A 23,463-nucleotide genomic window follows, 5' to 3' on the forward strand; every position below is an offset into this window, starting at 1 on the left:
CCCCAATGCCGCGTGCTACGCTCCTCGCAAGTTGCAGTTTGGTTTCCCTTGCAGTACAGAGCCTGCGGAGCATGTAACCCGCAGGCTTTTGTAGTTTTCAGACTTGTTTGCAGGTTCTGGAGCAGGGCAACCCTTTGGCCCAAGGAGGGCTTATGGCTACCGGAACCGTCAAGTGGTTCAACGCTGAAAAGGGCTTCGGCTTCATCGCCCAGGACGGCGGCGGCCCGGATGTCTTCGTCCACTACTCCGCGATCAACGCGTCTGGCTTCCGCTCCCTTGAGGAGAACCAGCTCGTGAACTTCGACGTCACGCAGGGTCCGAAGGGCCCGCAGGCGGAGAACGTCACCCCGGCCTAAGTCGCCCGGGTCGGCGATCGCTGACTAGCAGTACCCAAGGAGCCCTGTTCCGTACGGAGACGTACGGAACAGGGCTCCTGCCTTTGCCGGGGCGCCGGGATCAGGCGTTGCGGACGCTCTCGTACAGTTGTTCTATTTCTTGTGCGTACCGCTCGGTCACCGCCCTGCGGCGGACCTTCTGGGTGGGGGTGAGCACCCCGCTCTCGACCGTGAAGTCCTCGTCGAGGACGGCGAAGGCGCGGATGCGGGCGGGGCGCGAGACGCGGGCGTTGGCCGCGTCCACGGCCTCCTGGACCAGGGCCCGTACGGCGGCCGCGTCCTTCCCCGCGACCTCGGCCGCGTCCACGGTGATCAGGGCGACGGGGTACGGGCGGCGGTCCCCCACCATCACCGCGTGCGAGACGAACCGGGACCGTTCGATGGCGAGCTCGACCTCGGACGGGGTGAGGTTCTTCCCGGCGGACGTGATGATCAGGTCCTTCTTGCGGCCGGTGATCGTCAGGAAGCCGTCGGGGTCCAGGGCGCCCAGGTCGCCGGTGTGCAGCCAGCCGTCCCCGTCCAGCGTCTCGGCCGTGGCGGTGGGGTTGGCGTGGTAGCCGGGGAAGACGTTCGCGCCGCGCGCCAGCACCTCGCCGTCCTCGGCGATCCTCACCTCGCAGCCGTCGATGGGGCGGCCGACCGTGCCGTGGCGGACGGCGCCCGGGTGGTTGAGCGTGATCACTCCGGCCGACTCGGTCATGCCGTACCCCTCGAACACCTGGATCCCGGCCGCCCACAGGAAGTCGAGGGTCTCGGGGGCGATCGGGGCGCCGCCGGTGAGCGCCCAGCGGAGGTTGCCGCCGAAGGCCGCCCGCACCAGGTCCGACAGCTCCTTCTCGTCGGTGACGTGGAGCTCCTCGGCGAGCGAGAGCACGCCCTGGTGCACCTTCTCGAACAGCCTTGGTACGGACGGGAGGTGGGTGGGCCGAGCCTCGGCCAGCTCCGCCACGATGTCCTCGACGCGACCGCCGAAGTAGCAGAGCTCGCCGCCGTACAGGAGCGTGGAGAACTGGATGAGCTGGGCGAGGAGGTGGGCGAGGGGGAGATAGAGGTACGTCCTGTCGCCCGGGCCGCCCTCGGTGAGGGGGAGGGTGGCGTCCTGGACGGCGCCGAGGTTGCCGTGGGTGAGGCGGCAGCCCTTGGGGGGGCCGGTGGTGCCGGATGTGTAGACCAGGGTGGCGGGGTCCTCTGGGCGGACGGCGTTCGCGGTGGCCAGGAGGTCGACGAGGGTTGCATTTTGGGTGCGGGCCGTATGTGGCTGGTCGCGCAGTTCCCCGCGCCCCTTTAGGCACCACACCGCCTCCAGATCCGCCAGGCCTTGCAACCGTTCCGGCGTCTCGCATATCGCGAACCTCGCCCCCGAATCCCTCAGGACCCATTCCACCTCCTCCTCCCCGGCCGTGGGATAGATCGGGACCACCACCGCGCCCGCAGCCAGGCAGGCCAGGTGGATGTGGGTCCACTCGGGGCTCGTCTCGGCGAGGATCGCCACTCGGTCGCCGGGGCGGAGTCCCCGGGAGAGCAGGGCGCGGCCCAGGTGGCGGACTGTGTCGCGGAGTTCGGTGTAGCTGGTGGAGGTCCAGCCGTCGCCGGAGCGGAACCGCAGGGCGGGGTGGTCCGCGTAGCGGTCGGCGGTCCACTCCGCGAAGAGGGCCAGGGTTGGGGGTCGTACCGGGGATCCCGTCATGTACCCGACGGTAGGGACGCCCTTCGGCCACCGGGGATGACCGGAAACGTCACCCCCGCTGACCGCACCGCTCAATCCCGCTACGGTCGTTGACCATGGGCAAGGGGACGATCACCGTGCACCATGTACGCGCCGTGCTGCGCGGCGCCGAGCGGCGCGGCATCGACACCGTGCCGCTGCTCCAGTCCGCCGGCATTCCGCCGCTGCTGCTCGGGGACGACCGGGCACGGGTCACGCCCGTGCAGTTCGCGCTGCTGTTCCGGGCGCTGTACCGGGCGACCCAGGACGAGTTCCTCGGGCTCGGCTCGGCGCCGAGCCGGCCCGGCACGTTCGCCATGATGTGTTGCGCCTCGCTCGGCTGCCGCGATCTGGGCGGGGCGATGCGGCGCGGGATCGCGTTCTACCGGCTCTTCCCGGGCGGGCCCGACCTGGCCCTGACGGCCGAGGGCCCGGAGGCCGTCTTCGCCGTGCGCAACGACCTCGGCGGGCGGGACGAGGACCGGTTCCTCACCGAGTGCCTACTGATCATCTCGCACCGGCTGTGCAGCTGGCTGGTGGGCCGCCGCATCCCGCTGCTGCGGGCGTCGTTCGGCTATCCGCCGCCCCCGCACAAGGACGAGTACCCGTCGCTGTTCGGCTGCCCGGTCCGGTTCGGGGAGGCGCGTACGGAGGCGGTGTTCGACGCGCGCTGGCTGACCGCGCCGCTCGTACGGGACGAGGCCGCCCTTGAGCAGATGCTGCGGCGCTCGCCCTTCGAACTGCTGAGCCGCCGGGCGTACGGGACGACGGTGGCCGAGCAGGTACACCGCGACCTCGGCCGCGCGCTGCTCGCCTCGCCCCGGCTGCCGTCGCTGGACGAGACGGCGGCCCGGCTCGCCCTCTCCCCCGCCACCCTGCGGCGCCGCCTCCAGCACGAGGGCACCTCGTTCCAGCAGCTCAAGGACGCGGTGCGGCGGGACGCGGCGATCGCGGGCCTTGCCGAGGGGCGCGAGCCGATCGCCGAACTCGCGGCCCGGCTCGGCTTCTCCGAGGACACCTCGTTCCACCGGGCGTTCCGCCGCTGGACGGGGACGACGCCGGGGGCGTATCGGCTGGGCCAGTGAAGGTGAGCGATACGGTCAGCGCCGTACCTACCGGTCAGTTACTACGGTCTCCTCAACTGCCCACACCCCACAGGACATTGGGAGAGCCGCAATGCCCATCCGAACCAAAGTCACCGGCGTGCTCGCCGCCGGGCTCCTCCTCTCCGCAGCCACCCCCACCGCGTTCGCGGCCGACGACTCCGGTGCCGCCCGGCCCGGGGACGTCGTGAGCTCCGCGCCCACCGCGTTCCACCCGCTGCCCGGGCAGTGGACCAACACCAAGGCCTGGCACATCACTTACCGCTCCACCACCGCCAAGGGCGCCCCGAACGTCGTGTCCGGCACGGTGATCGTGCCCAATGACGGCCGCACCGGCCCGCGCCCGCTCGTCACGTACGCCGTCGGCACGGTGGGCATGGGCGACTCCTGCGCGCCGAGCGCCGGCTTCCCGTACGGGACGACCATCGAGGCGACCCTCATCAACCAGATCGTGCAGCGTGGCTGGGCGGTCGCGGTGACCGACTACGAGGGCCTGGGCACGCCCGGGGACCACACGTACACCGTCGGCCGGGCCGAGGGCACGGCGGTCCTCGACGCGGCCCGCGCCGCGCAGCGCCTGGGCATCCCCGGTGTCTCCGGGGACTCCCCCGTCGGGATCATGGGGTACTCGCAGGGCGGCCAGGCCAGCAGTTGGGCGGCCGAGCTGCACAAGTCGTACGCGCCCGAGCTCAAGGTCAAGGGCACGGCGACCGGCGGTGTCCCGGCCGACCTCATGGCGGTCGCCCACTCCAACGACGGCGGCCTCGGCTCGGGCCTGATCTTCATGGCGGCGGCGGGCCAGGACGCGGCCTTCCCCGAGCTGAAGCTCGACACGTACCTGAATACGGCGGGCAAGGCGCTCGTCGACTACTTCAAGTCCAACTGCGTGGCGATCGACTCGACGATCGGCTCCTTCAAGAAGATCACCGACCTGACGGTCAAGAACCCCCTGGAGCAGGCGGACTGGCAGGCCCGCCTGAACGAGTCCCGCCTCGGCACGGTGGCGCCGGATGCGCCGGTGTACCTGTACCACGGGACTCTGGACGAGCTCATTCCGTACGGGGTGGGGGAGGGTCTGCGGGCCGACTGGTGTGGGCGGGGTGCGTCGGTGTCGTGGCACGGGCTGCCGCTGCTCGGTCACATCGGTGGGGTGACCGTTGGCGCGCTGCCTGCGGCCGACTGGCTGTCCGACCGGTTCGCGGGGAAGCCGACGGCTGGCAACTGCTGATCATTCGGCTGCGGACCATGCTGGGTTGCTCGCGCAGTTCCCCGCGCCCCTAAACCCTCCTTCGTCTGCGGACCGTATGTGGCTGAGCGCGCAGTTCCCCGCGCCCCTGACTACCCAGGGGCGCGGGGAACTGCGCGAGCAACCCACCACGGTCCGCAGACAAACACCGGGCCCCCCACCGGCCGCAGGCGAAGCCACCGCCGGGGTGAATCGTCCCGCCGATCCGAGCAGGCGGCGGCGCGGCCCAGCCGTGCGGCGGACGCACCCGCGTCATGCTGCCCCCATGCCCATGGACCCGGAGATCGCAGCCCTGCTGAAGCAGTTCGGGGTCGACGGCCCGCCGCCCGAGACGCCGCCCACCGTCGAGGAGATGCGCGCGGGCAACCGCATGCTCTCGCTCGCCGTGGCGCCGGACCCGCCCCTCGCGGTGGGCTCGGTGACGGACGACCACGTCGCGGGCGTGCCCGTACGCGTCTACCGGCCCGAGGCGTCAGGCCCCGCCCCCACCGTCGTCTTCTTCCACGGCGGCGGGTTCATCGTCGGCGACCTGGACACCCACGACGGGGTCTGCCGCCGGATGTGCCGGGACCTGGGCGCGGTGGTCGTGAGCGTCGGGTACCGGCTCGCCCCCGAGTTCCCCTTCCCCGCCGGGTTCGACGACTGCGTGGCGGTGACCAGCCACGTCGCGGAGTCGCTCGCGGAGTACGGCGGCGGGGTGCTGGCCGTGGCGGGCGACAGCGCGGGCGGCGGGCTCGCGGCGGGCGTGGCCCTCGCCTTCCGTGACGAGGGGCGCCCGCTGGCCGCCCAGTTCCTCGCGTACCCCTGCGTGGACATGAGCCGCAAGAACACCCACCCCTCCCGCACCGAGAACGCGACCGGGTACCTCCTCACCACCGCCGAGGTCGAGAACGACATCCGCCTCTACCTCGCCGAGCAGCCCGCCGCCGCCGACTTCCCCCCGGCCTCCCCGCTCCTGGCCACCAGCCACGAGGGCCTGGCCCCGGCGGTGATCGGCTGCGGCGAGTGCGACCCGCTGCGCGACGAGGGCCTGGCGTACGCGGACGCGCTCATCGCGGCCGCCGTACCCGTCCGCAAACACCGCTACCCCGGCCTCGTCCACGGCTTCCTCAACTTCGACACGAAGTCGAAGGCGGTGAACGCGGCGGTGACGCAGATGCTGGCGGAGTTCGGGCAACTGCTGCGGGCCTAGCGCGGCACGGTGTCGGCGGGCGCGAACGGCGCGCCGTGCCCCGGCACGATCACGTCCGCCACGGCCAGCACCCGCCCCCGCGAGGCCCGCAGCACCTCGCGGTCCGGGGCCACCGGGTCGTCCGCCGGGCCCTCCGCGTGCCACCACAGGTCGCCCGCGAACGCCACCACACCCGCGTCCGTGCCCGCAAGGAGCGTGATGTCCTCGGGGCTGTGTCCCGGGGTGCGGATCAGCCGGAGCGACGGGGTGAGTTCGTAGCCCTCCGCGTCCCGGTTGCGCCACTGGTCGCCCACGTACTCCACCTTGTGGTCGTGGACCCGGGCCCGGCCGAACAGGCCCACGTTCATGGTGTTGTCCGGGTGGTGGTGGCTGAGCACCACGTCGGTGATGTCGTCGGGGCCGAGCCCCAGTTCCGCGAGCGGGCCGAGGATGTCGTCGCGGCTCGCCACCATGCCCGGGTCGAAGACCACGTGCCGGTCGCCGTCCCTCACGTACGAGACGGTGGCGGCGACCCCCGGGCCGGTGGAGCCGACGTAACCGGTGGTCAGGATCGTGTACTTGGCGCTGCGGCCGAGCGGTGCGTCTGTCATGGCTTTGATCCTTCCGGGCGGGCCGACCGCCCACGAGTGGCACTGCTGCCGCTGATCGCAGGATTCGTGCCAGCCGTGCCAGACTGCTCCCGTGCCGCCCTTCACGACCGTCGCCGCGTACGTCCCGCCAGGAGTCGGCATGCTCGCCGTGGGCATCGTGAGCGAGGTGTTCGGCCCGCACGGGGAGGCGCTGCCGGGCTTCGACTTCGCCCTGTGCGCCGACCGGCCGGGGCCCGTCCCCACCGACCTCGGTGTCCCGCTCGCCATCGCGCACGGCCTGGACCGGCTCGCCGCCGCGGATCTGGTGATCGCCCTTCCGGGGGCGGACTTCCGTACGCCGCCCGCCCCCGCCGTACTCGACGCGCTCTCGGCCGCGTACGAGCGCGGCGCACTCGTCGCGGCCCACTGCGTCGGCACCTTCGCGCTCGCCGCCGCCGGGCTGCTCGACGGCCGGCGGGCCACCACCCACTGGCGGTTCGCCGAGCTGCTGGCCCGCCGACACCCGGACGTCACCGTCGAGCCCGACGCCCTCTACATCGACGAGGGACGGGTGATCACGGGCGCCGGGGCCGCCGCGGGCTTCGACCTGTGCCTGCACCTGCTGCGGCGGGAGTACGGAGCCGCGACGGCCAACGCGGTCGCCCGGGACATGGTGCTGCCCTCCCACCGCGAGGGCGGGCAGGCCCAGTATCTGGCCGCCCCCGTCCCCGAGGACTGCCAGGACGAACGGCTCGCCGAGGTGCTGGACTGGGCCCGCGCCCACCTCCACGAGCCGCTTCCCGTCGCGGAGCTGGCCCGGCGTGCCCTGATGAGCAAACGCTCCTTCGCCCGCCGCTTCACCGCCGCGACCGGCACCACCCCGCACGCCTGGCTGCGCGGCCTGCGCCTCAGCAGCGCCGAGGAGCTCCTGGAGACCACGGACCTGCCGGTCGAGGAGATCGCCCGCCGGGTCGGCTACGGGAGCGCCGCCGTGCTGCGCGAGCAGTTCGTACGCCGCCGGGGAGTGCCGCCCCGCTCCTACCGCCGCTCGTTCACAAGCTCGCCGCATTAGTCCCGTACGCCCCGCGACAAACAAAAAAAGCGGCTGCGCCGACTTTGTAAGTCGGCGCAGCCGCTGTTCCTTTCGAGCCGTCAGGCTAAAAGGCTCAGACGTTCTCGAAGCGCCACTTCTGGTTTTCTCGGCCTTCCCAGGGCTCGATGGTGAGTTGCGTCTTCTCCGTCTCCTGGCGCAGGGTCACCACGCCGTCTATGTACGGGAAGTGGATGCGGAACTGGCCGCTGCCGACCGGCTCGATCGACCACTGCTGCGGATACGGCTGCGTGGCGACGAGCTGCGGGAAGATCTTCTTCTCGCTCAGCGCGAAGAACGGTATACCGAACTCCCCGCCGGAGAGCTTGCTCTTCAGGTGGTACACGTTGCCCGGCAGGAACTCGATCTCCCACTGCTGGTTGTCACCCTTGTGGTACGAGTAACCGATGATGGGCGTGTTGGGCTCGGTGCGGGCGTCGCTGATGTCGATCACGCGGTCGTCGTACGCGACGTTCTTGATCACGTACAAGCCGGGGGTGAGGAAAAACGTCTCGGCCATGAATCCTCCTGGGTGTACAAGGGGACGGCTTCGATCGAGCGAGCCCCAACCTAGGTGGCGTGGGCCCATACCGTAACCGGGACTTCAAGACGTACGGCGCAATTCAGGATGGCCGGGGCGGTATGCCATTCACCCACGTATTTCCGGCCCCGCTGGCCGGGATACTTCTCCACGTTTTCGTAAACCGCGAGCTCGCCGCCGTCAAGGCGGGTAAGCGGAACTGCTCCCGCCCCGGAACCTCTTCGGCCGTCGGCCGTCTTCCGAAACGAAGAGGGGCCCGGCGCCACCCTCGGCGCCGGGCCCCTCACTCGCTCAACCGCCTACACCGCCAGCAGCTCCGGCTTCGGCATGACCGCCGTCGCGAAGACCACCTGGGTGAGGAGCATGATCCCGAACAGCGCTCCCCCGCCGCCCAGTGCCAGTGGCAGCACCGGCATCAGCAGGAGGAAGACCGCCGCCGTGCGGAAGCCGCCCGGTGTTCCGTACCTCTTGAGCACGCCCAGGAGGAGGAGCAGGAACAGCGAGACCGCCGCCACGAACAGCATCAGGTTCACACCGTCCGCCAACTGCTCCCCGAAGGAGAGCGCCCCTCGCGGGGTCAGTGCCATCGCGAGGAACCAGCCGGCCGCGCAGAGCGGAACGTAGCGAGCCGCGCAGCGCGGGAACCAGGGTGCGTGGGTCACTTCGGCGGGTCCTTCAGGCATTGGGCGGAGTTCCAGTACCGCATGTCCTTGTTGCCGTACCCGGGCATCGAGTCCAGACCGGAGACGTTGTCCATCCGGTCGTGGGCCACGACCTGCGGCTTCTGCGACCGACGGTACTGGACGACCTCCATGTCGGGGTAGTGATCGCCCTTCCGGGTCACCGTCACCGAGCCCTTGTTGGCGGCGATCGTCACGTGTGTGTCGACCGAGAACAGGGGCATCAGACTGTTCACCCCCGCTATGCCCAGGTCCAGCTTGGACGAGTTCGAGTGGTACTGGCCGAGGAAGCTGTAGTTCACGATGTTGCGTCCGGTGATGCTCTCCGACGGGTACTCGTTGAGCGACAGCGGGTACGCCGGGATCATCCGCGACGGGGACTCGATGTCGTAGCCCGCGCCACCGCCGCCGCCCTGGCTCAGCAGGTACGAGGAGACGTGCTTGGTCGACGGCTTGGTGTGGGACGGCGAGACCTTGAAGGTCACGTCACCCGTGGCGGTGTCCCAGAACAGGACCATGCGGTAGGCCGCGTCCGGGTCGTTCGAGTACTCGCGGTTGTCGCCCAGCAGCTGGTAGCCCAGGCCCGGGATCTTCATCGCGTCCTTCGTGTGGATGAAGAACTTCATCATGATGATGCCCCGGTCGGGCCCCTTGCCCACGTTGAAGTGGCCGAACTGGGTGCCCTTCTCGCCGTGCGACCACATCGCCCGCAGGGCTCGTGCGTAGGACGACCTGATGTGGTGGGCGACCTTGTGCACGATGTGGCGGACGATCCGCTTGATCCGGTGGAAGATCTTCTTCACCGCGTGCTTGATCTTCTTGAAGATCTTGCCGATGTGGAAGGCGCCGCTCGGGTCGCTGTCGGTGACCGGTGAGTTGTTGGCGTAGGCGTACCCGTTGATCTGCTGCGGGTCGGACAGGTCCATGACCGGGTCCACCGAGGCGAACCGGCCGTTGGCCGCGTCGTACTCGCGCGCCCCCATGTGGGTCAGGCCCGTCGACTTGTCGGCGGTGCCGCCCACGAAGCCCCGGTCGCCCGGCCAGCCCGTCTGCGGCTGGGTGCCGCGCGGGGTGCCGAACGGGCCGGAGGCGCGCCGGGTGACCGACAGGGTCACCGAGTCGACCGCCACCTCGTCGGTGCCCTGGTGGTCACCGAGCAGATAGGTGATCGAGCCGTCCGAGCCGCGCGCGACCGTGGCGTTGCCCGCCGTGTAGTAGCGCACGCCGCTCACCGAATTGCTGGACTTCGTCAGCGTCAGCTCCTCGGCGCCCAGGTACAGCGTCACCGCGCCCGGGTCCCGGCGCAGCAGCCGGGAGCCGTCCGCGTCGTAGAGGAACGTGGACGTCTGGCCGCCGATCGTCGAGGAGGCGAGGTTGCCCTCCGCGTCCCAGGTCAGCCTCTGGTCACCGGCGGACGTCACCCGGCGGGTGGTGTTGCCGGAGGCGTCGTACTCGAACGAGTCGGTGCGCGCCCCGGGGCCGGTGATGCCGACCGAGTCCATGCCGTGCGGCCGGGTCTCGCCCGGCTGCGGGTAGGAGTAGCCGCGCCGGACGTCCTTGCCGGTGTCGCCGGTGACGTCGTGCTGGACCTCGGAGGCCCGGTTGCCGACCGTGTCGTACGTGTACGAGTACCAGTACGGGTCGACGCCGCCCACCTTCGGGCGCACGTCCGTCGACGGTTTCAGCGCGCAGTCGTCCGTGCCGGTCCACGCGTGCGAGAGCCGCGCCGCGAAGTCGTACGTGAAGCACTGCGTGTCGGTGACCGACTTGTCGTCGCGGTCGTTGCGGATGCGGGTGATGTTGCCCGCCGGGTCGTAGCCGTAGACCTTGTTGTCGATGGTCTGCGGGCCCTGCGACTCGCGGTCGTTGACCACGCTGCTGAGCCGGTGGGTGTCCTCCTCGTAGGTGAACGTCTGGACCGTGCGGGCGCCGACCGCGCCGAGCACGGTCTGCAGGATGTCGCCGGACGGCGAGTACTGGTTGCCCAGCGAGTACACGTCCGTGCCGTTGCCGACCGTGGTCGCCAGGCCGTAGTCCGTGTAGCCCTGGCGGACCGTCTCGGCGGGCAGCCCGCCGCCGGCCGGGAAGGCCGTGGTGTTGGCGAGGCCCGTGACCGGCGTGTAGGTGGAGCCGAACTCGTAGGTGCCCTGGAGCTTGCCCTCGGCCGCCGGGACCGTGATCACCGAACCGGTGGCCCGGCCCGCCGCGTCATAGCCCTTCACGGCCGTGGTGTACGCGTTGCCGTTGTCCCAGCGGGTCGACGAGCTCAGCATCTTCTTGCCGCCGGTCAGCGTGTCGTACGTCCACTCGGCCAGCTTGGGGCCGGTGTCGCTGTCCTTGCGCAGGCTGGTGGGACGGCCGATCTCGTCGTAGGTGTACGCGAGGACCGTGCCCCGGGCGTCCTTCGTCGTCGCCGTCTTGCCGTCGGGCGTGAACGTCGTGGAGACGGCGCCCTTGTCCGGGTCGGACGAGGTGATCTGGCGGCCGCGCAGGTCGAACGTGGCCGACCAGGTGTTGCCCGCCGCGTCCACCGCCTTGGTGAGGCGGTTGGCGGTGTCGTACGTGTACTTCAGCGCCTCGTACTTGTCGGCGCTCGCGCCGATGACCGGGTTGCCGTCCTTGTACTGGCGCAGCTCGACCGGCTTGTCGTGGGCGTTGCTGACCACCAGCGTGGCGGTGGCCCCGCTCGGCGGGACGGTCGCCGTCCAGTTGCCGCCGTACGTGGTGGTCGTGCGCCACCGCTCGGTGCCCTTGGTGAGCGCGATGGACGCGGTGGCGCGGCCCATGCCGTCGAACTCGGTCACGGTCTGCGCCGGGACCTGGCTGTCGGCCACCGAGAAGAGGCCCGCCGCGACCGGCTGGTCGTTGTAGTACTCGGCGTTGTCCTTGTAGGTGCGGCCCTGGCTGTCGTAGAAGCTGTCGGTGATCAGCCGGCCCGTGCCGCCGTACGCCTCGGTCTGGATCTGCCGCTTGCGCAGCAGACCGTCGTAGAGGGTGACCGCCTTGCGGTACTTGCCGCTCTCCAGGAGCGTGTTGGAGGTGACGGCGGTGGGGCCGTCGTTGCGCACCTGGTAGGAGAAGGTGACGTCGGCCGAGGCGGGCTTGACCCGGCCCGGCTTCCAGGCGGCGGTGAGCTGCCCGAGCGCGTCGTACTCCTGGCTGGTGACGCGGCCGTTGGCGTCGGTCGCCTTCACCGTGAGCCCGCGCAGCCCGTCGAGGTCGACGCTGGTGGTGAAGCCCTTGTTGTCGGTGGTCTTCACCGTCGTCGGCTGGGCGCCGGTCGGGGGCGTGTACGCCGTGGTGGTCTTGGCGTTGGCGGCGTCGACGGTCTGCGTCATCCGCCCGTACGCGTCGTACAGCGCGGTGGAGGTGGTGACGAACACCGGCAGGCCGGCGTTGTAGCGGTCGAGCTCCTCGATCCTGGAGGCCAGCGCCTTGCCCGCGACGGGCGCGGCGCCGTACGCGCTGGTGTCGTACGTGGTGCGGGTCTCGGCCGTGATGGTGCCCGCCGAGGGGGCCGTGCCGCAGACGGTGGAGGTCTTCTGCTCGGAGGCGATGTAGGAGACCAGGTAGTTGGTGGTGTCCGGGGTCACGTAGCTGGTGCGGGTGCACTGCTCGTCACCGGAGACCGCCAGGTCGCCCTCGTCCGAGGTGGTGAGGGTCTGGCCGTAGGCGTCGAAGGTGTCCGTGGAGCGCGTGGTCTGCCAGCTGCCGTCGTCCATCAGGGACCGGCCGGTGGTGGTCTCGGTGTCCGACTGGTAGGCGTGCAGATCGGTGGTGCCCGGGCGGGTCTGCGTCGCGGTCAGCTTCGACCACGGCTTCTCCACCGACGACTCGACGATCTTGCCGCCGTCCTTGTCGTAGCTGGCGCTCTCCAGCTCCTTGCCGCTGTACTGCTCGGCGTCGGTGTACAGGGTGCCGAAGGAGTCGGCCACCTGGGCGCCGTCGATGCCCCGCAGATACGTCGTCTCCGACAGCGTCCTGTTGGACGTGCCGGTGCGGGTGCGGACCTTGCCGTAGCCCCGGTAGTCGCTGTACGTGCGGTGCTTGTCGAGGGTGAACTCGCTGGTGTCCTTGGCCCAGGCGATGCCGCCCAGGTACTCGTACTCGGTCACCTCCGAGTCGGTGCCCGCGACCTTGTCGTCCTCGGTCACCTTGGTCACCACGTACTTGTGGAACCAGTCCTTGACCGGCTGGGAGCCCCCCTCGGGGGTCCACCAGTTCGGGTAGCAGCGCTTGGTGTTGGTCGCCTCGGCGGGCGGGGCGGCATAGGTGCACTCGGTGGGCGAGTACTCGACCAGGGTGTCGCCGCCGTACTCCGAAGTCACCCGCGTGATGCGGTACTTGTTCAGCGGCGGGCGGCCCTCGGAGGCGTCCACGCGGTTGGGCATCAGCGTGCCGCCGAACGTCACCGCCGGGTTCGACAGGGCGGTGCCGCCCGCCTTGCCGGTGCGCACGATCGAGTCGAGCCACAGGCCGTTGCCGCCGGTGTCACCGGTGCCGGGGAAGCTCTGGCCGAAGGTCCAGGTGTCGATGTCGGAGTAGCCCGTGCCCTTGAGCACCTGGGTGGAGACCGAGGTCAGCCGCTTCTTCGACCAGAACGAGGGCGAACCGTTGAGGCAGTCCGCGCCGACCGTGCAGACCTCGTCGACCGGCGTGTCCGGCCAGTTGGAGGCGTGCGCCTTGTCGAAGGCGCAGTCGGCGGCCGTGCCCAGGCAGCGGTCGGCCATGGCGAAGTTCACCTTGGCGGCGGGCTGGGCCGCGTAGACCTGCCCGGCGCGGTGGCCGTACTCGATGTGGTCGAGGTAGCCGCCGCGCGTGTAGCTCGCGTCCGCCTTGGGCTTGGTGGTCGTGGAGCCGCCGGAGTTCTTGGCGTACGCGTTCTTCTCCTGGGTGTAGAAGAGCGCCATCGCGTTGCCGTGCGGGTCGACCACGTAGTCGAGGTTCCAGCGCCAGGCCTGGTTGCGGACGGAGTCCGTGAAGGCGGTGGCGTGACCGGGCTCGTTGGCGTGGTTCCCGTAGACCGGAACGGTGTAGGTAGAACCCGTCTCGGTCTTACCGGTGGCCCAGCCGGGGAGGCGGTTCTTGCCGAACCAGTACTGGGTGCCGTCGAGCGTGGTCACCTTCCAGTACTCGTTGTCGTCGTCGCCGTTGTTGGTATCGGTGGCGCTGCCCTTGACCCGCTCGATGCGACTGCCGTCGTCGTCGGCGGGCCGCCAGACGTCACCGGTCCCGGTCTTGACCAGCGGGGTCGAGGACCCGTTCAGCGACATCACGGCGTTGTCCGAACGCCAGCACAGGTCCCCGGACTTGGCGGGGGCGTTCGTCCCGGTCCCGTTGTCGTCCTTGCAGCCCATGAACTGCCGCTCGATGAACCCCATCTCCATCGACCAGCCCTCGCCGAGAGCGGAGGGCTGGTTGTTGGTGGCGGCGGTACGGCCGTCGACCCCGGAGGAGGAGTACCCGAGGGCGAGCTTGGGGGTGAGATCCCCGGGCACGGGCGGCACCTGAAGCGGATACTCCCAGGAGAACCCGCCTTCGTTGCCCCCCGCGGCCCAACTCCCTGACGGCGAGAGCGAGGTCGCCTTGAAGTCCCCGTTTGCGCCGTCGGGGGTGGCGGTGGCGGCGAGGACGGTGAAGGCACCCGCGTCCGCTGTGGGCATACGTTCCGCAAGGGCGGAACGGGTGGGCACAGCGGACCCACGGCGTGCAGCCGCTCCACTACCCGCGCCCACGACGGCGTCCGGCGCTACCTCGACCTCGGCGCTGAGCAACCCGGACTTGGAGTCGTTACGCGTCGCCAGCGGCGTGAACGTACGGCACTCGGCCTTCTCCGGCGTCGTCAGCGCACACGCCGGCAGCTGCACGAGCCGCAGCCGGGACGCCCAGTCCGCGCCGTACGCGCCCTGAAAGGCGCGATAGTCGAGCTGCACGGACGCCTGCCCCGGCACGGCCCTGCCGTCGTCGCGCGCGACACCGAGGACAACACCGTCCAGGCCCAGCCGGTCCGCCGCCTTCCGGTCCGCCATCCGCACCCGGACCTTGGCAGGCGCACCCCCCGCGCGGGACTTGGGCGCGAGCGGCGCGACCCCGACCGGACTCCCCGGCGCGACCGCATGACGCGATCCGGCCACACTCCGCCCCGCCGCACTCTTTGCCAACGCATCGGCCGCGACCCCGCCCAGGTCGACCTCGCTGTCCCCGGCCTTCGGCCAGGTCACCTTCGGCGCCCGCCAGGGCCGCCGCGCGGTCTCGCTCTTGGCGGCGGAACCGCCCTTGCCCAGCTCGGAGCCCGGCACCGAGGCCGTCTTCTGCACCGAACGCACCGAGAAATCGACCTTCCCGGCCGCCGCCGCGACGCTCGGCAGCAGCGTGACCAGCACCGCGCTCGCCGTGAGCGCACCGAGCGCCGCCGTGGCGCGGCGGCGTCTGCCCCCTCCCGAGTCCTCGTCGTATCTCAATGTCCCCACCCTTGAACGAGTCACGTGGAACTCTCCAACTCTCCGTATTCAGCTCAAAAGGCGCCCCAAGGGAGGGGCGCCTGGGGGAACTTAACACCAAGGAATTTACGGGCGGAAGAACAATTCGGAGTGCGAACATCGCAGTTGGGAGGGTATATAACGAGAGGAGAACGATCGCCGAACCATACGTACTCAAAGGCGCAGCCAAGGGTGCGAAGGGGCCAGTTCGGACGTTATTCCGGCGTTACGCTCCCGCTCTGCAAGCAGCATTAACTGATACGAGGGTGGGGACTGGTGAGGGGACATCACATGCGCCGGGGCAGACGGCTGCCGGCCGCGCTGATGGCAGCCGCGCTCGGCGCGGGCGGCCTTGTTCAACTGGCCGCGGCACACGCGGCGTTTGCGGACGAGACCGCCGACAGCGGCACGCGGAGCCGGACAAGTGCGCATGGAATCAAGGGTTCCGTGGACGGAATTGGCAATTCCGGAACCGTCATTTCCGGAACTACCACTTCCGGAGCCAGCACTTCCGGAATTGAGAATTCCGGTACGGGCGATGCCCAGGCCCTCGCGCAGGCGAAGAAGTCCGGCCGCCAGGTCGAGATCCTGGACCGTCGCGACGAGATGACGCAGGTGCTGGCCAACCCGGACGGGTCGCTCACCATGCGCCAGTACGTACGCCCCGCCTTCGCCCGCGTCGACGGCGCCTGGCGCACGGCCGACGCCACGCTGGAGCAGGGCGCCGACGGCCGCCTCGCCCCGGCCGCCGCCACCTTCGGCATCTCCTTCTCCGGCGGCGGCACCGGCCCGCTCGCCACGATGACGAAGGACGGCAGGACCCTCTCGGTCTCCTGGCCGGACGCGCTGCCGCAGCCCCGCGTCGAGGGCGACACGGCCCTCTACCCCGAGGTGCTGCCCGGCGTCGACCTCACCCTGCGCGCCGACGTCGACGGCTTCGCCCAGCACCTGATCGTCAAGACCCGTGAAGCGGCGGCCAACCCGCGCCTCGCCGAGCTGTCGCTCGCGCTGCACACGGCGGGCGCCAGCCTGAAGGCGGACGCCAAGGGCAATCTGACGGCCACCGACACCCGTTCCGGCGCCCGGCTGTTCAGCGCCCCCGCGCCGACCATGTGGGACTCCTCGCACCTGCCGAAGCAGGCGGCGGCCCAGCTGGTACGCGGCGCCCGGCCGACCGCCGCCGAGACCGCGCCGCCCAAGCTGGTGGCGATGGGTACGAAGGTCACCGCCGACCGGCTGCGGATCACCCCCGACGCGGCGATGCTGAAGGACCCCAAGACGGTCTTCCCGGTCGTCATCGACCCGATCTTCTCCGGCGGCGGCCGCAACAACTGGGCCATGGCCTACAAGCAGTCGGGCAACTCCTCGATCGCCAACACCGCGTACTGGAACGGCGGCACGTTCAGCGACAAGCTCGCCCGGGTCGGCCACGAGACGTCGACCAACGGCACCGCCCGCTCGTACTTCCAGCTGAACACCAAGGGCCTGGCCGGATCGAAGATCATCTCGGCCAAGTTCAACGTCTTCAACAGCTACTCGTGGTCGTGCACCAAGACCCCGGTGGAGCTGGGCCTGACCGGCCCCATCTCCTCCTCCACCACCTGGAACAACCAGCCCGCCTGGAAGCAGACCCTCCAGGAGAAGACGTTCGCGCACGGCTGGTCCTCGACCCAGTGCGCCGCCGCCGGCGAGGACTTCGACGCCGCCACGATCAAGACCGCCGTGCAGGCGGTCGCGGACGCCGGCGACAACGACATGACGCTGGGCCTGCGCTCACGCCAGGACTTCGAGGGCAACGAGCAGAGCTGGAAGAAGTTCCAGAACGACCCGAGCCTGGAGATCACGTACAACACCGCGCCGAAGGTCGACTCCTCGGCCGCCTACCAGGGCTCCTGGGCGCCCGGCGCGAGCGGGCTCGTACAGGTCGCCTGCGCCACAGACCCGGCCGCGTTCCCGGTCGTCGGCAACACCGGCCTCACCCTCACCGCGAAGATCTCCGACCCGGAGGGCGGCCAGATCACCGGCGCCTTCCAGCTGAAGGACTACGACACGGGCGCGGTGGTCGCCTCGCCCACCTCGACGGTGACCGCGGGCGGCACCGCCCAGGCCCGGATCGACGGCTCCCTGCTCACCACCGGCAAGCGCTACACCTGGTCCGTCCAGTCCCGTGACGGCCTGGACACCTCGGCGTGGACCACGGCCTGCGGCTTCGGCGTGGACAAGACCGCGCCCGCCAAGCCCACCGTCACCGCCACCGACGGCCACGCCCTGGACGTGGCGGAGGTGCCCGCGCGCACCGACCGTACGGTCAAGTTCGCCTCCACCGACACCGACACCGGCGGCGTCGACGGCTTCTGCTACGCGCTCAACCAGCCGCTGTCCGTCTCGAACCTCAAGTGCCCCAACGGTACGTACGTGAAGGCGGCCGCCGACGGCACCGCCACGGTGACCGTCAAGCCGAGCCTGTGGCCCAACAACAAGCTGCACGTGGAGGCGTACGACAAGGCGGGCAACACCTCGGCGTACAGCGGCGGTTCGGCTCCGACCGACACCACCCTGATCGTCACCGACAACCCCGCGTTCGTGCACGACACGGCCGGGCGGGTCCACGGCGACCTGGCGGGCGACCTCGACGGCGACGGGCAGTCGGACCTGCTGGCCACCGCCACCGACGGCACCCTGCGGCTGCTCGGCGGCAAGGGCGACGGCACCCTGAAGACGGCGCGCACGGTCGCCTCGGGCGGCTGGAACGGCGCGCGCGTCGCCCACCGGGGCGACTTCATCGCGGCCACCGACGGCCAGACGATGGACGGGTACGAGGACTTCTTCGCCAAGGTCGGCAACAAGCTGTACCTGTACCCCGGCGACGGCAACGGTGTGCCCGTCACCGGCCAGCGCAAGGAGCTGCTGCGTCCGGCCGGCAAGGACAACGGCCCGCTGACCGGCCCCGGCGGACTCTGCCTCGACGTGAAGTCGGCGAACACCGCCAACGGCACCCCGCTCCAGATCTACACCTGCAACGCCACCGCCGCGCAGGACTTCCAGCTCACCGGCGGCGCCCTGAAGGTGCTCGGCAAGTGCGCGGCCGCCGCGGGCACCGACCTCGCCTCGCCGGTCCAGCTGGCCGACTGCGACGGCGGCCCGGCCCAGCAGTGGCTCGACCGCGGCGACGGCTCCCTGCTCAACCAGGGCTCCGGCCGCTGCCTGGACGTGGCGGGCGGCGCCGTGGTGAAGGCCACGGCCGTCCAGATCCTCGCGTGCGACGGCGACGCGACCCAGGACTGGACGGTCCCGGGCACCTGGGCGGGCACCGGCCAGATCCTCGCCCCGGGCGACGCCGACGGCATGCCCGGCGCCGACCTGATCGTCCAGGAGGGCGAGGGGATGTGGCTGTACTCCGGCACGGCCGAGGGCCCGCTGGCGGCGGAGCCCGGCTCGTACAAGCTGCTCCCGGCGAAGCAGTTCGGCTTCACGTCCTGGGACCGCTTCGACTTCACCGCGCCCGGTGACGTGAACGGCGACGGCATCCCCGACCTGCTCGGCCGCCACGTCACCACGGACCCGGCGAGCACCGACTACGGCAAGCTGTACCTGTACCCGGGCACCCGCGCCACGGACACCTCGGGCAACACGACGTACGGCATCGGCACCCGCACCACCTACGGCCCGAGCGCCTGGCAGTCGACGAACATCCCGTTCTTCGCGAGCGCGGGCAACGCCCAGGGCACGGTCGTCGACACCGGCACGTACCTGAAGTTCGTCCCGACGCCAGGCCAGGAAACCCCGGACTTCTGGGCGGTCTTCAAGGCGACCCCGGGAGGCCTGCGCTTCTACCCGGGCACGGCGACGACGCATGGGACGTCTTCGATCGTGGGGGACGCGGCGCTGGTGCAGGACTTGGTGGGGCTGTTCTAGCTCTCCCCTTGAAACGGCCGTGCGCCCGCCCCCCGGACAACCGGGGGCGGGCGCACGGCCGTTCAGCGGGTCAGGACTTGGGCAGGGTGTTCACGTAGTTCGTACCGGCCCCGGAGAAGCCCGCCGCGGCCTTCTCGGCCTCGGCCAGGGAGACGGCCTGCCCGGCCTTGCAGTAGAGCCAGTCCACCTTCATGTCCCAGGTGCGCTTCCCCTTGAAGGGGAGGTCGACGAGCCAGGCGCTGAAGTGGATGCCCATGCGCTCGCGCGGGAAGTACTTGCCGCCGTGGGTGAAGAGCTTGCGGCCGTCCACCGAGTAGGTGACGTTCCCGTCCGCCGCAGTGATCATCATGGTGTGCCAGCCCTTGAGGCTCAGCTTCTGGGTGCGGGTGGTCCGGTCCCCCTGCTTGCCGCTGCGCCAGCTCGTGGTGTCGAGCCGGGGGCCCGGGGCGCCCCAGCCGCCGTTCGGCATGTACTCGTAGTCGAGCTCGCTGTAGCTCTGCTTCTCCGACTTGCCTATCGAGGAAATGGTGAAGAAGGACTCGTTGATGTGGTCGCCGTTGCGGCCGCTGGTGGGCTTGTCGCTGAAGTAGACCCGGGCGGCGACGGTCCCCGTGAAGAAGTCGGGCTCCGCGCGCTGGAGTTCGGCCTGCTTGGTGCCGCCCTTGGTCCCGTCGCTGGTGACCCGCAGCTGGAGCGCCTGCTCCGCCCTGTCCCCCGAGTCCTTGCCGCCGGTCGCGGCCGGGAAGCTGACGTTGGCGGCCGACCAGGTGCCGCGGATACCGGGGCCGCCGCCGTCGGTGCGCACGCGCCAGCCGTTGGAGGCGAGCGCGGGGTCCGCGGGACCGCTGTAGTGGAAGTCGTCGAACAGGACGCCCTCGGGCGCGGCCGCGACCGGCGTCGGCGCGGCCGGGTCCTGGCCCCCAGTGCGGCTGCCCGGCTCCTCGCCCCAGGCGAGCGCGCCGCGCAGATACGCGGTGACCAGCTTCGAGGGCGCGTAGTGGGTAACCCCGGCGTCGAAGGAGCGGTCGTCCGACTGGTCCAGCGCCTTGTGGTCGAGGCGGTAGAGCTGGAGCCCGATCGCCTCGGTGGTGCCGCCGGGCTTCAGGCTGCCCGCGCCCTCGGTGAAGCCGATCTGGAGGTAGTGGTCGGCCTTGGGAGCCGATCCCGCGAGCGCGCCGATCTTCTGGGTGACGTTGGAGCAGCGCAGGCTCGTCTGGACGCAGTTGGCTCCGTACGCGGCCGCGTCGTTCGCCGTGAAGTAGTACCGCAGGGTGACATCGGTCAGTGCCACGGACTTCTTGGAATTGTTGATGACTTCCAGCCAAGGCTTGGCCGTTGCGCCGGTGGCGGGGGCGTCATTCCGGTAACGAACGGTCAGTTCCGCGGAAGCGGATCCGGAGGGGGAATCTCCATCTCCGGAACCCCACTGGTAATAGGCCGCGGTGCCACCGGCGGCGACTATCGCCATGACGAGCACCATTTTCAGCACGGTCCACCCACGACGGGGAGTGCGGCGGGGACTGCTCACTGACGCTCCGATTCACTGCTGGTCGTATTCCGCACCATCGTAACCACGGCCCCCAACCGGCCGCGCCGCCAATATCGGCCGACCAAAGGTCACGGAATGGCCTCTTCCAAACGTGGCCTTGGTCACCGCTTTACCTGCGGTAAGCAGACAGAGTGCCCCACTTGTCCAGTTTTGCCGGATAGCGATTCGAGGCCCTTCAATTGCGAAACGATGAACAACTGCCTACGTGGCCGAACTCGATCGGGCGGGCGCGCGGACGTGATGTACCTTCTCGTTGAGCTTTCACAGGTCCAGACCAAACGGAGCCTGTACTTTCGTTTCTGAGTGGGGGAGACCTTGTCGGGCACTACTGCGCGCCGCCGCGCGCGCACTGGGGACCCGCGCGCGTCGCGGAGCCGGCACCGCAGAGGTCGCGTCTCCCCCGAAGAGGTGGGCGGCAACGCCCTGTACGACACTGTGATCCTCGTTCCGGCCCGGAACGAGGAGGTCGGCGTCTTCACCTCGCTGAGGTCCCTGGCCGCCCAGAGCCGCCGCCCCGACCTCATCGTCGTGGTGGTCAACAACTCCACGGACCGCACCGAGGAGTACGCGAACCAGTTCGCGGACGACCCGCAGACGCCGCCCACGGTCGTCCTGACCCTCGACGACAACCCGCACAAGAAGGCGGGCGCCCTCAACTACGGCCTGGACTGGCTCAGGGAGGCCGTCGGAGGGCGGCTGACCAGCCAGGTCCGGCACGTCCTGGTGATGGACGCCGACACCGAGCTGCACCCGAAGTTCATCGAGCGGGCCCGCAACGTCATCGCCTCGGACCCGCAGATCGGCGGCGTCAGCGCCGCCTGCCTCGGCCGCACCGACCTGTGGCGCAACCCGTGGCAGCGCTACCTCCTCGGGATGCAGATCATCGAGTACGGCCGGGCCGCGAACGCCCGGTACCGCAAGGACATCCACACCATGTCCGGGGCCGGTTCGTTCTACCGGAGCGAGGCCCTGCAGAGCCTGCTCGACTGGCGGGGCCAGGTCTTCTGGGAGGACCACCGCAACCTGGTCGAGGACTACGAGACCACGCTGGCACTCAAGGAGTCCGGCTGGAAGGTCACGGCCAACCAGCTCTGCATCGCGTACACCGACCTCATGCCCACGCTCCGCGAGCTGATCCAGCAGCGCGAGCGGTGGAGCCGAGGAACCGTGGACACCCTGCGCCGACGCGGCTGGACGAAGTTCACCTGGCACTCCATCACGACACTGATTCTCGGAATCCTGGGCTCCGCCTATGTGCTGGGCTGGGGTTCGACCCACTTGGTGATGGCCGTCAAGCAAGGCTTCACCAACATGCCACTCGTCTTTCTGCTGCTCTTTGCCTTCTGGATCGTCTATCCGGCGCTCCGGGTGAGGAATCTGGGCTGGAAGGCGATGCTCGTCGAGGCCGCGCTCATTCCCGAGCTGGTGTTCACCGTGGTGCGGAGCTACTGGCTTGTCTCATCCATCGTGAAGTCGTATGTGACCCGCGTATCCGCGTGGAAATGAGTCGAGGAGAGAAATGAATTCCCTCAAGGGTTTGGGGGTCTGCGCGGTGCTCGCGGGCATTGCCTACGCGCTGACGCAAGTGGCCGACGTCGACCAGCTGTTGCTGGCGTTCACCGTCGTGGTCATATCCGTATCGCTGTTCACCTACGCGGCATCCGCCCGCCGCCGCCGACACGACCGGCGCATCGCCGCGGGCGAGCAGAGGCACGCCCGCGGCTAGGTGGACGGCGACCAACGCGCCCCGCACATCAGGCTCCCCAACCCCACCCAAGCGAAGTTCATCAGCGTCGCCGCCGCCTCCTTCGCCGAGACGTCCTCCGTCTCGTTGACCCCAGCCGCCAGGGACTCAGCCGCGCCCACCAGGGCCTGGGTGAGGCCTGCCACGTTGGACGAAGAAGGTCCGCAGACCGGCCCACAGCTGGGCGTCGGCGGGCAGTGTCGGCTCGGCCCCGGCCCGTACCGCCTCCACGAGCGCACGGGCCTCCCGCCGGGTCACGGCGGTGAAGAGGTCTTCCTTGGAGTTCAGGCAGAGGTAGACGAGGGGCTTGGAGACTCCGGCCGGTTCGGCTATCTCGTCCCCTGTCCCGGGAAAGAGTTACGTACGCCCCGGCTACTGGACCGCGCCGTCCTCCTGGCTGCGGTTCGCCTCCAGGCGGGACTTTGCCGACTCGACCTTGGTGACGATCTGCGCCGACATCTCGTCGCGCTGCTTGCGCAGCAGCACGAAGCTCAGCGGCGCGGAGAGGACCAGCGCGAGCAGGACCACCCAGATCGCGTTGGCGTCCCCGAGGCCGGCGGGCATGATCCCGAAGTGGACCAGGGCGGCGACGAACACCAGGCAGCCGACGAAGACGGCGACGCGCATCGCGGTGTACCGGACGGTTGCGCTCGGCTTGGCGATGTTCACGGCTGACCTTCTCTCTCGTACGGCGATCCTGCCCGACTAGTGAAGCACGCCCGTTATTCGATCAATTCAGGGGGAGCAGCATCGTGATGTCGTCGCGGTCGTCCCCGTCCGCGACCCGGATGGCGCCGGGCACGCGCCCGACCTCCTTGTATCCGCAGGAGGCGTAGAACCGCTCCAGACCGACGCCGCCCCGGCAGGTCAGCCGTATCGCCTCGATCCCGTCCAGGGACCGGGCGGCGTCGGCCACCGCGTCCATGAGGTCGCGGCCGCAGCCGCTGCCCTGGTGGCGGGGGTGCACCATGACGGTGTACGCCCAGATCCAGTGCCGCATCAGCGCGTGCGTGTTGGCCGCGAGGAACGCGGCCGCGGCGACGGCCCCGTCCCCGTCGCGCCCGACCAGCAGCCGGACGCGTCCCTCGGCCATCCCGACGAGGTGCCGCACGAGCTCGGGCCGTACGTCCTCGGCGGACACCGGCGGCACGAACCCGACGGCTCCCCCGGCGTTCGACACGTCCGCCCACAGCGCGAGCACGCCGTCGCGCAGCTCACGGGTGACCGGCGGGTCGAGCTCGAACATCAGCCCCAC

16 protein-coding genes are annotated in these 23,463 nt (G+C 70.1%); 8 read left to right on the forward strand and 8 right to left on the reverse strand.

Annotated elements, in window-relative coordinates:
- Positions 1-152 precede the first annotated feature (152 nt).
- Entirely contained in the window at positions 153-356 is a 204-nt protein-coding gene (locus QIY60_RS10345; RefSeq protein WP_008738468.1) for a cold-shock protein, read from the forward strand.
- A 100-nt stretch (positions 357-456) separates the two neighbouring features.
- Here the strand turns inward: QIY60_RS10345 and QIY60_RS10350 are convergent, their stop codons facing one another.
- Entirely contained in the window at positions 457-2,082 is a 1,626-nt protein-coding gene (locus QIY60_RS10350) for an AMP-dependent synthetase/ligase (RefSeq protein ID WP_283142131.1), read from the reverse strand.
- 95 nt (positions 2,083-2,177) lie between these two features.
- Here QIY60_RS10350 and QIY60_RS10355 point away from each other — a divergent pair, with 95 nt between their 5' ends.
- The 3 genes from QIY60_RS10355 to QIY60_RS10365 all read left to right on the forward strand — a co-directional run bounded on the left by QIY60_RS10355 (position 2,178) and on the right by QIY60_RS10365 (position 5,641).
- Positions 2,178-3,185, forward strand: a complete 1,008-nt coding sequence (locus QIY60_RS10355; RefSeq protein ID WP_283142132.1) for an AraC family transcriptional regulator — start codon at positions 2,178-2,180, stop codon at positions 3,183-3,185.
- Positions 3,186-3,276: 91 nt separating this feature from the next.
- Positions 3,277-4,431 carry a lipase family protein gene (locus QIY60_RS10360; RefSeq protein WP_283142133.1) on the forward strand — a complete coding sequence of 385 codons (1,155 nt, stop codon included), beginning with the start codon at positions 3,277-3,279 and terminating at the stop codon, positions 4,429-4,431.
- A 283-nt stretch (positions 4,432-4,714) separates the two neighbouring features.
- Positions 4,715-5,641, forward strand: a complete 927-nt coding sequence (locus tag QIY60_RS10365; protein ID WP_283142134.1) for an alpha/beta hydrolase — start codon at positions 4,715-4,717, stop codon at positions 5,639-5,641.
- Here the strand turns inward: QIY60_RS10365 and QIY60_RS10370 are convergent.
- A complete protein-coding gene (locus QIY60_RS10370; RefSeq protein WP_283142135.1) occupies positions 5,638-6,231 on the reverse strand; it encodes an MBL fold metallo-hydrolase in 594 nt (197 codons plus the stop codon). The two genes, QIY60_RS10365 and QIY60_RS10370, sit on opposite strands and share 4 nt — an antisense overlap.
- A 139-nt stretch (positions 6,232-6,370) precedes the next feature.
- On the opposite strand from QIY60_RS10370, the gene QIY60_RS10375 reads away from it, so the two are divergent.
- Positions 6,371-7,282, forward strand: a complete 912-nt coding sequence (locus QIY60_RS10375) for a helix-turn-helix domain-containing protein (protein WP_283145887.1) — start codon at positions 6,371-6,373, stop codon at positions 7,280-7,282.
- Positions 7,283-7,376: 94 nt separating this feature from the next.
- On the opposite strand, the gene QIY60_RS10380 is transcribed toward QIY60_RS10375, so the two are convergent.
- From QIY60_RS10380 to QIY60_RS10390, 3 genes are all read right to left on the reverse strand, one after another.
- Complete coding sequence (locus tag QIY60_RS10380; protein ID WP_283142136.1) at positions 7,377-7,820, reverse strand: RICIN domain-containing protein; 444 nt, start codon at positions 7,818-7,820, stop codon at positions 7,377-7,379.
- A 320-nt stretch (positions 7,821-8,140) separates the two neighbouring features.
- On the reverse strand, positions 8,141-8,503 hold the full coding sequence (locus QIY60_RS10385; RefSeq protein ID WP_283142137.1) for a hypothetical protein: 363 nt from the start codon (positions 8,501-8,503) through the stop codon (positions 8,141-8,143).
- On the reverse strand, positions 8,500-14,982 hold the full coding sequence (locus QIY60_RS10390) for an RHS repeat-associated core domain-containing protein (RefSeq protein WP_283142138.1): 6,483 nt from the start codon (positions 14,980-14,982) through the stop codon (positions 8,500-8,502). The genes QIY60_RS10385 and QIY60_RS10390 overlap by 4 nt, the downstream gene beginning before the upstream one ends.
- A 624-nt stretch (positions 14,983-15,606) precedes the next feature.
- Here QIY60_RS10390 and QIY60_RS10395 point away from each other — a divergent pair.
- Positions 15,607-18,915 (forward strand): ricin-type beta-trefoil lectin domain protein, encoded by a 3,309-nt coding sequence (locus tag QIY60_RS10395; protein ID WP_283142139.1) that lies wholly within the window; start codon positions 15,607-15,609, stop codon positions 18,913-18,915.
- Positions 18,916-18,985: 70 nt separating this feature from the next.
- Here the strand turns inward: QIY60_RS10395 and QIY60_RS10400 are convergent, their stop codons facing one another.
- Complete coding sequence (locus QIY60_RS10400; protein ID WP_283142140.1) at positions 18,986-20,395, reverse strand: cellulose binding domain-containing protein; 1,410 nt, start codon at positions 20,393-20,395, stop codon at positions 18,986-18,988.
- Positions 20,396-20,872: 477 nt separating this feature from the next.
- On the opposite strand from QIY60_RS10400, the gene QIY60_RS10405 reads away from it, so the two are divergent.
- Together QIY60_RS10405 and QIY60_RS10410 are read left to right on the forward strand one after the other, a co-directional pair.
- Entirely contained in the window at positions 20,873-21,970 is a 1,098-nt protein-coding gene (locus tag QIY60_RS10405) for a glycosyltransferase family 2 protein (protein WP_283142141.1), read from the forward strand.
- A gap of 13 nt (positions 21,971-21,983) precedes the next feature.
- Positions 21,984-22,190, forward strand: a complete 207-nt coding sequence (locus QIY60_RS10410; protein ID WP_283142142.1) for a hypothetical protein — start codon at positions 21,984-21,986, stop codon at positions 22,188-22,190.
- 390 nt (positions 22,191-22,580) lie between these two features.
- Here the strand turns inward: QIY60_RS10410 and QIY60_RS10420 are convergent, their stop codons facing one another.
- Together QIY60_RS10420 and QIY60_RS10425 are read right to left on the reverse strand one after the other, a co-directional pair.
- On the reverse strand, positions 22,581-22,877 hold the full coding sequence (locus tag QIY60_RS10420; RefSeq protein WP_283142143.1) for a DUF4229 domain-containing protein: 297 nt from the start codon (positions 22,875-22,877) through the stop codon (positions 22,581-22,583).
- A gap of 61 nt (positions 22,878-22,938) precedes the next feature.
- Positions 22,939-23,463, reverse strand: coding sequence for a GNAT family N-acetyltransferase (locus QIY60_RS10425; protein WP_283142144.1), 525 nt, complete (start codon positions 23,461-23,463; stop codon positions 22,939-22,941).

The sequence above is a fragment of the Streptomyces sp. BPTC-684 genome, assembly GCF_030028635.1.
In the GTDB taxonomy this organism is placed as follows: domain Bacteria; phylum Actinomycetota; class Actinomycetes; order Streptomycetales; family Streptomycetaceae; genus Streptomyces; species Streptomyces noboritoensis.

What these genes read in the sequence shown, in the direction of transcription:
- QIY60_RS10345 (WP_008738468.1), top strand. Translation starts at nt 153, where the DNA reads ATGGCTACCGGAACCGTCAAGTGGTTCAACGCTGAAAAGGGCTTCGGC.
- QIY60_RS10350 (WP_283142131.1), bottom strand. Translation starts at nt 2,082, where the DNA reads ATGACGGGATCCCCGGTACGACCCCCAACCCTGGCCCTCTTCGCGGAG.
- QIY60_RS10355 (WP_283142132.1), top strand. Translation starts at nt 2,178, where the DNA reads ATGGGCAAGGGGACGATCACCGTGCACCATGTACGCGCCGTGCTGCGC.
- QIY60_RS10360 (WP_283142133.1), top strand. Translation starts at nt 3,277, where the DNA reads ATGCCCATCCGAACCAAAGTCACCGGCGTGCTCGCCGCCGGGCTCCTC.
- QIY60_RS10365 (WP_283142134.1), top strand. Translation starts at nt 4,715, where the DNA reads ATGCCCATGGACCCGGAGATCGCAGCCCTGCTGAAGCAGTTCGGGGTC.
- QIY60_RS10370 (WP_283142135.1), bottom strand. Translation starts at nt 6,231, where the DNA reads ATGACAGACGCACCGCTCGGCCGCAGCGCCAAGTACACGATCCTGACC.
- QIY60_RS10375 (WP_283145887.1), top strand. Translation starts at nt 6,371, where the DNA reads ATGCTCGCCGTGGGCATCGTGAGCGAGGTGTTCGGCCCGCACGGGGAG.
- QIY60_RS10380 (WP_283142136.1), bottom strand. Translation starts at nt 7,820, where the DNA reads ATGGCCGAGACGTTTTTCCTCACCCCCGGCTTGTACGTGATCAAGAAC.
- QIY60_RS10395 (WP_283142139.1), top strand. Translation starts at nt 15,607, where the DNA reads ATGACGCAGGTGCTGGCCAACCCGGACGGGTCGCTCACCATGCGCCAG.
- QIY60_RS10400 (WP_283142140.1), bottom strand. Translation starts at nt 20,395, where the DNA reads ATGGTGCTCGTCATGGCGATAGTCGCCGCCGGTGGCACCGCGGCCTAT.
- QIY60_RS10410 (WP_283142142.1), top strand. Translation starts at nt 21,984, where the DNA reads ATGAATTCCCTCAAGGGTTTGGGGGTCTGCGCGGTGCTCGCGGGCATT.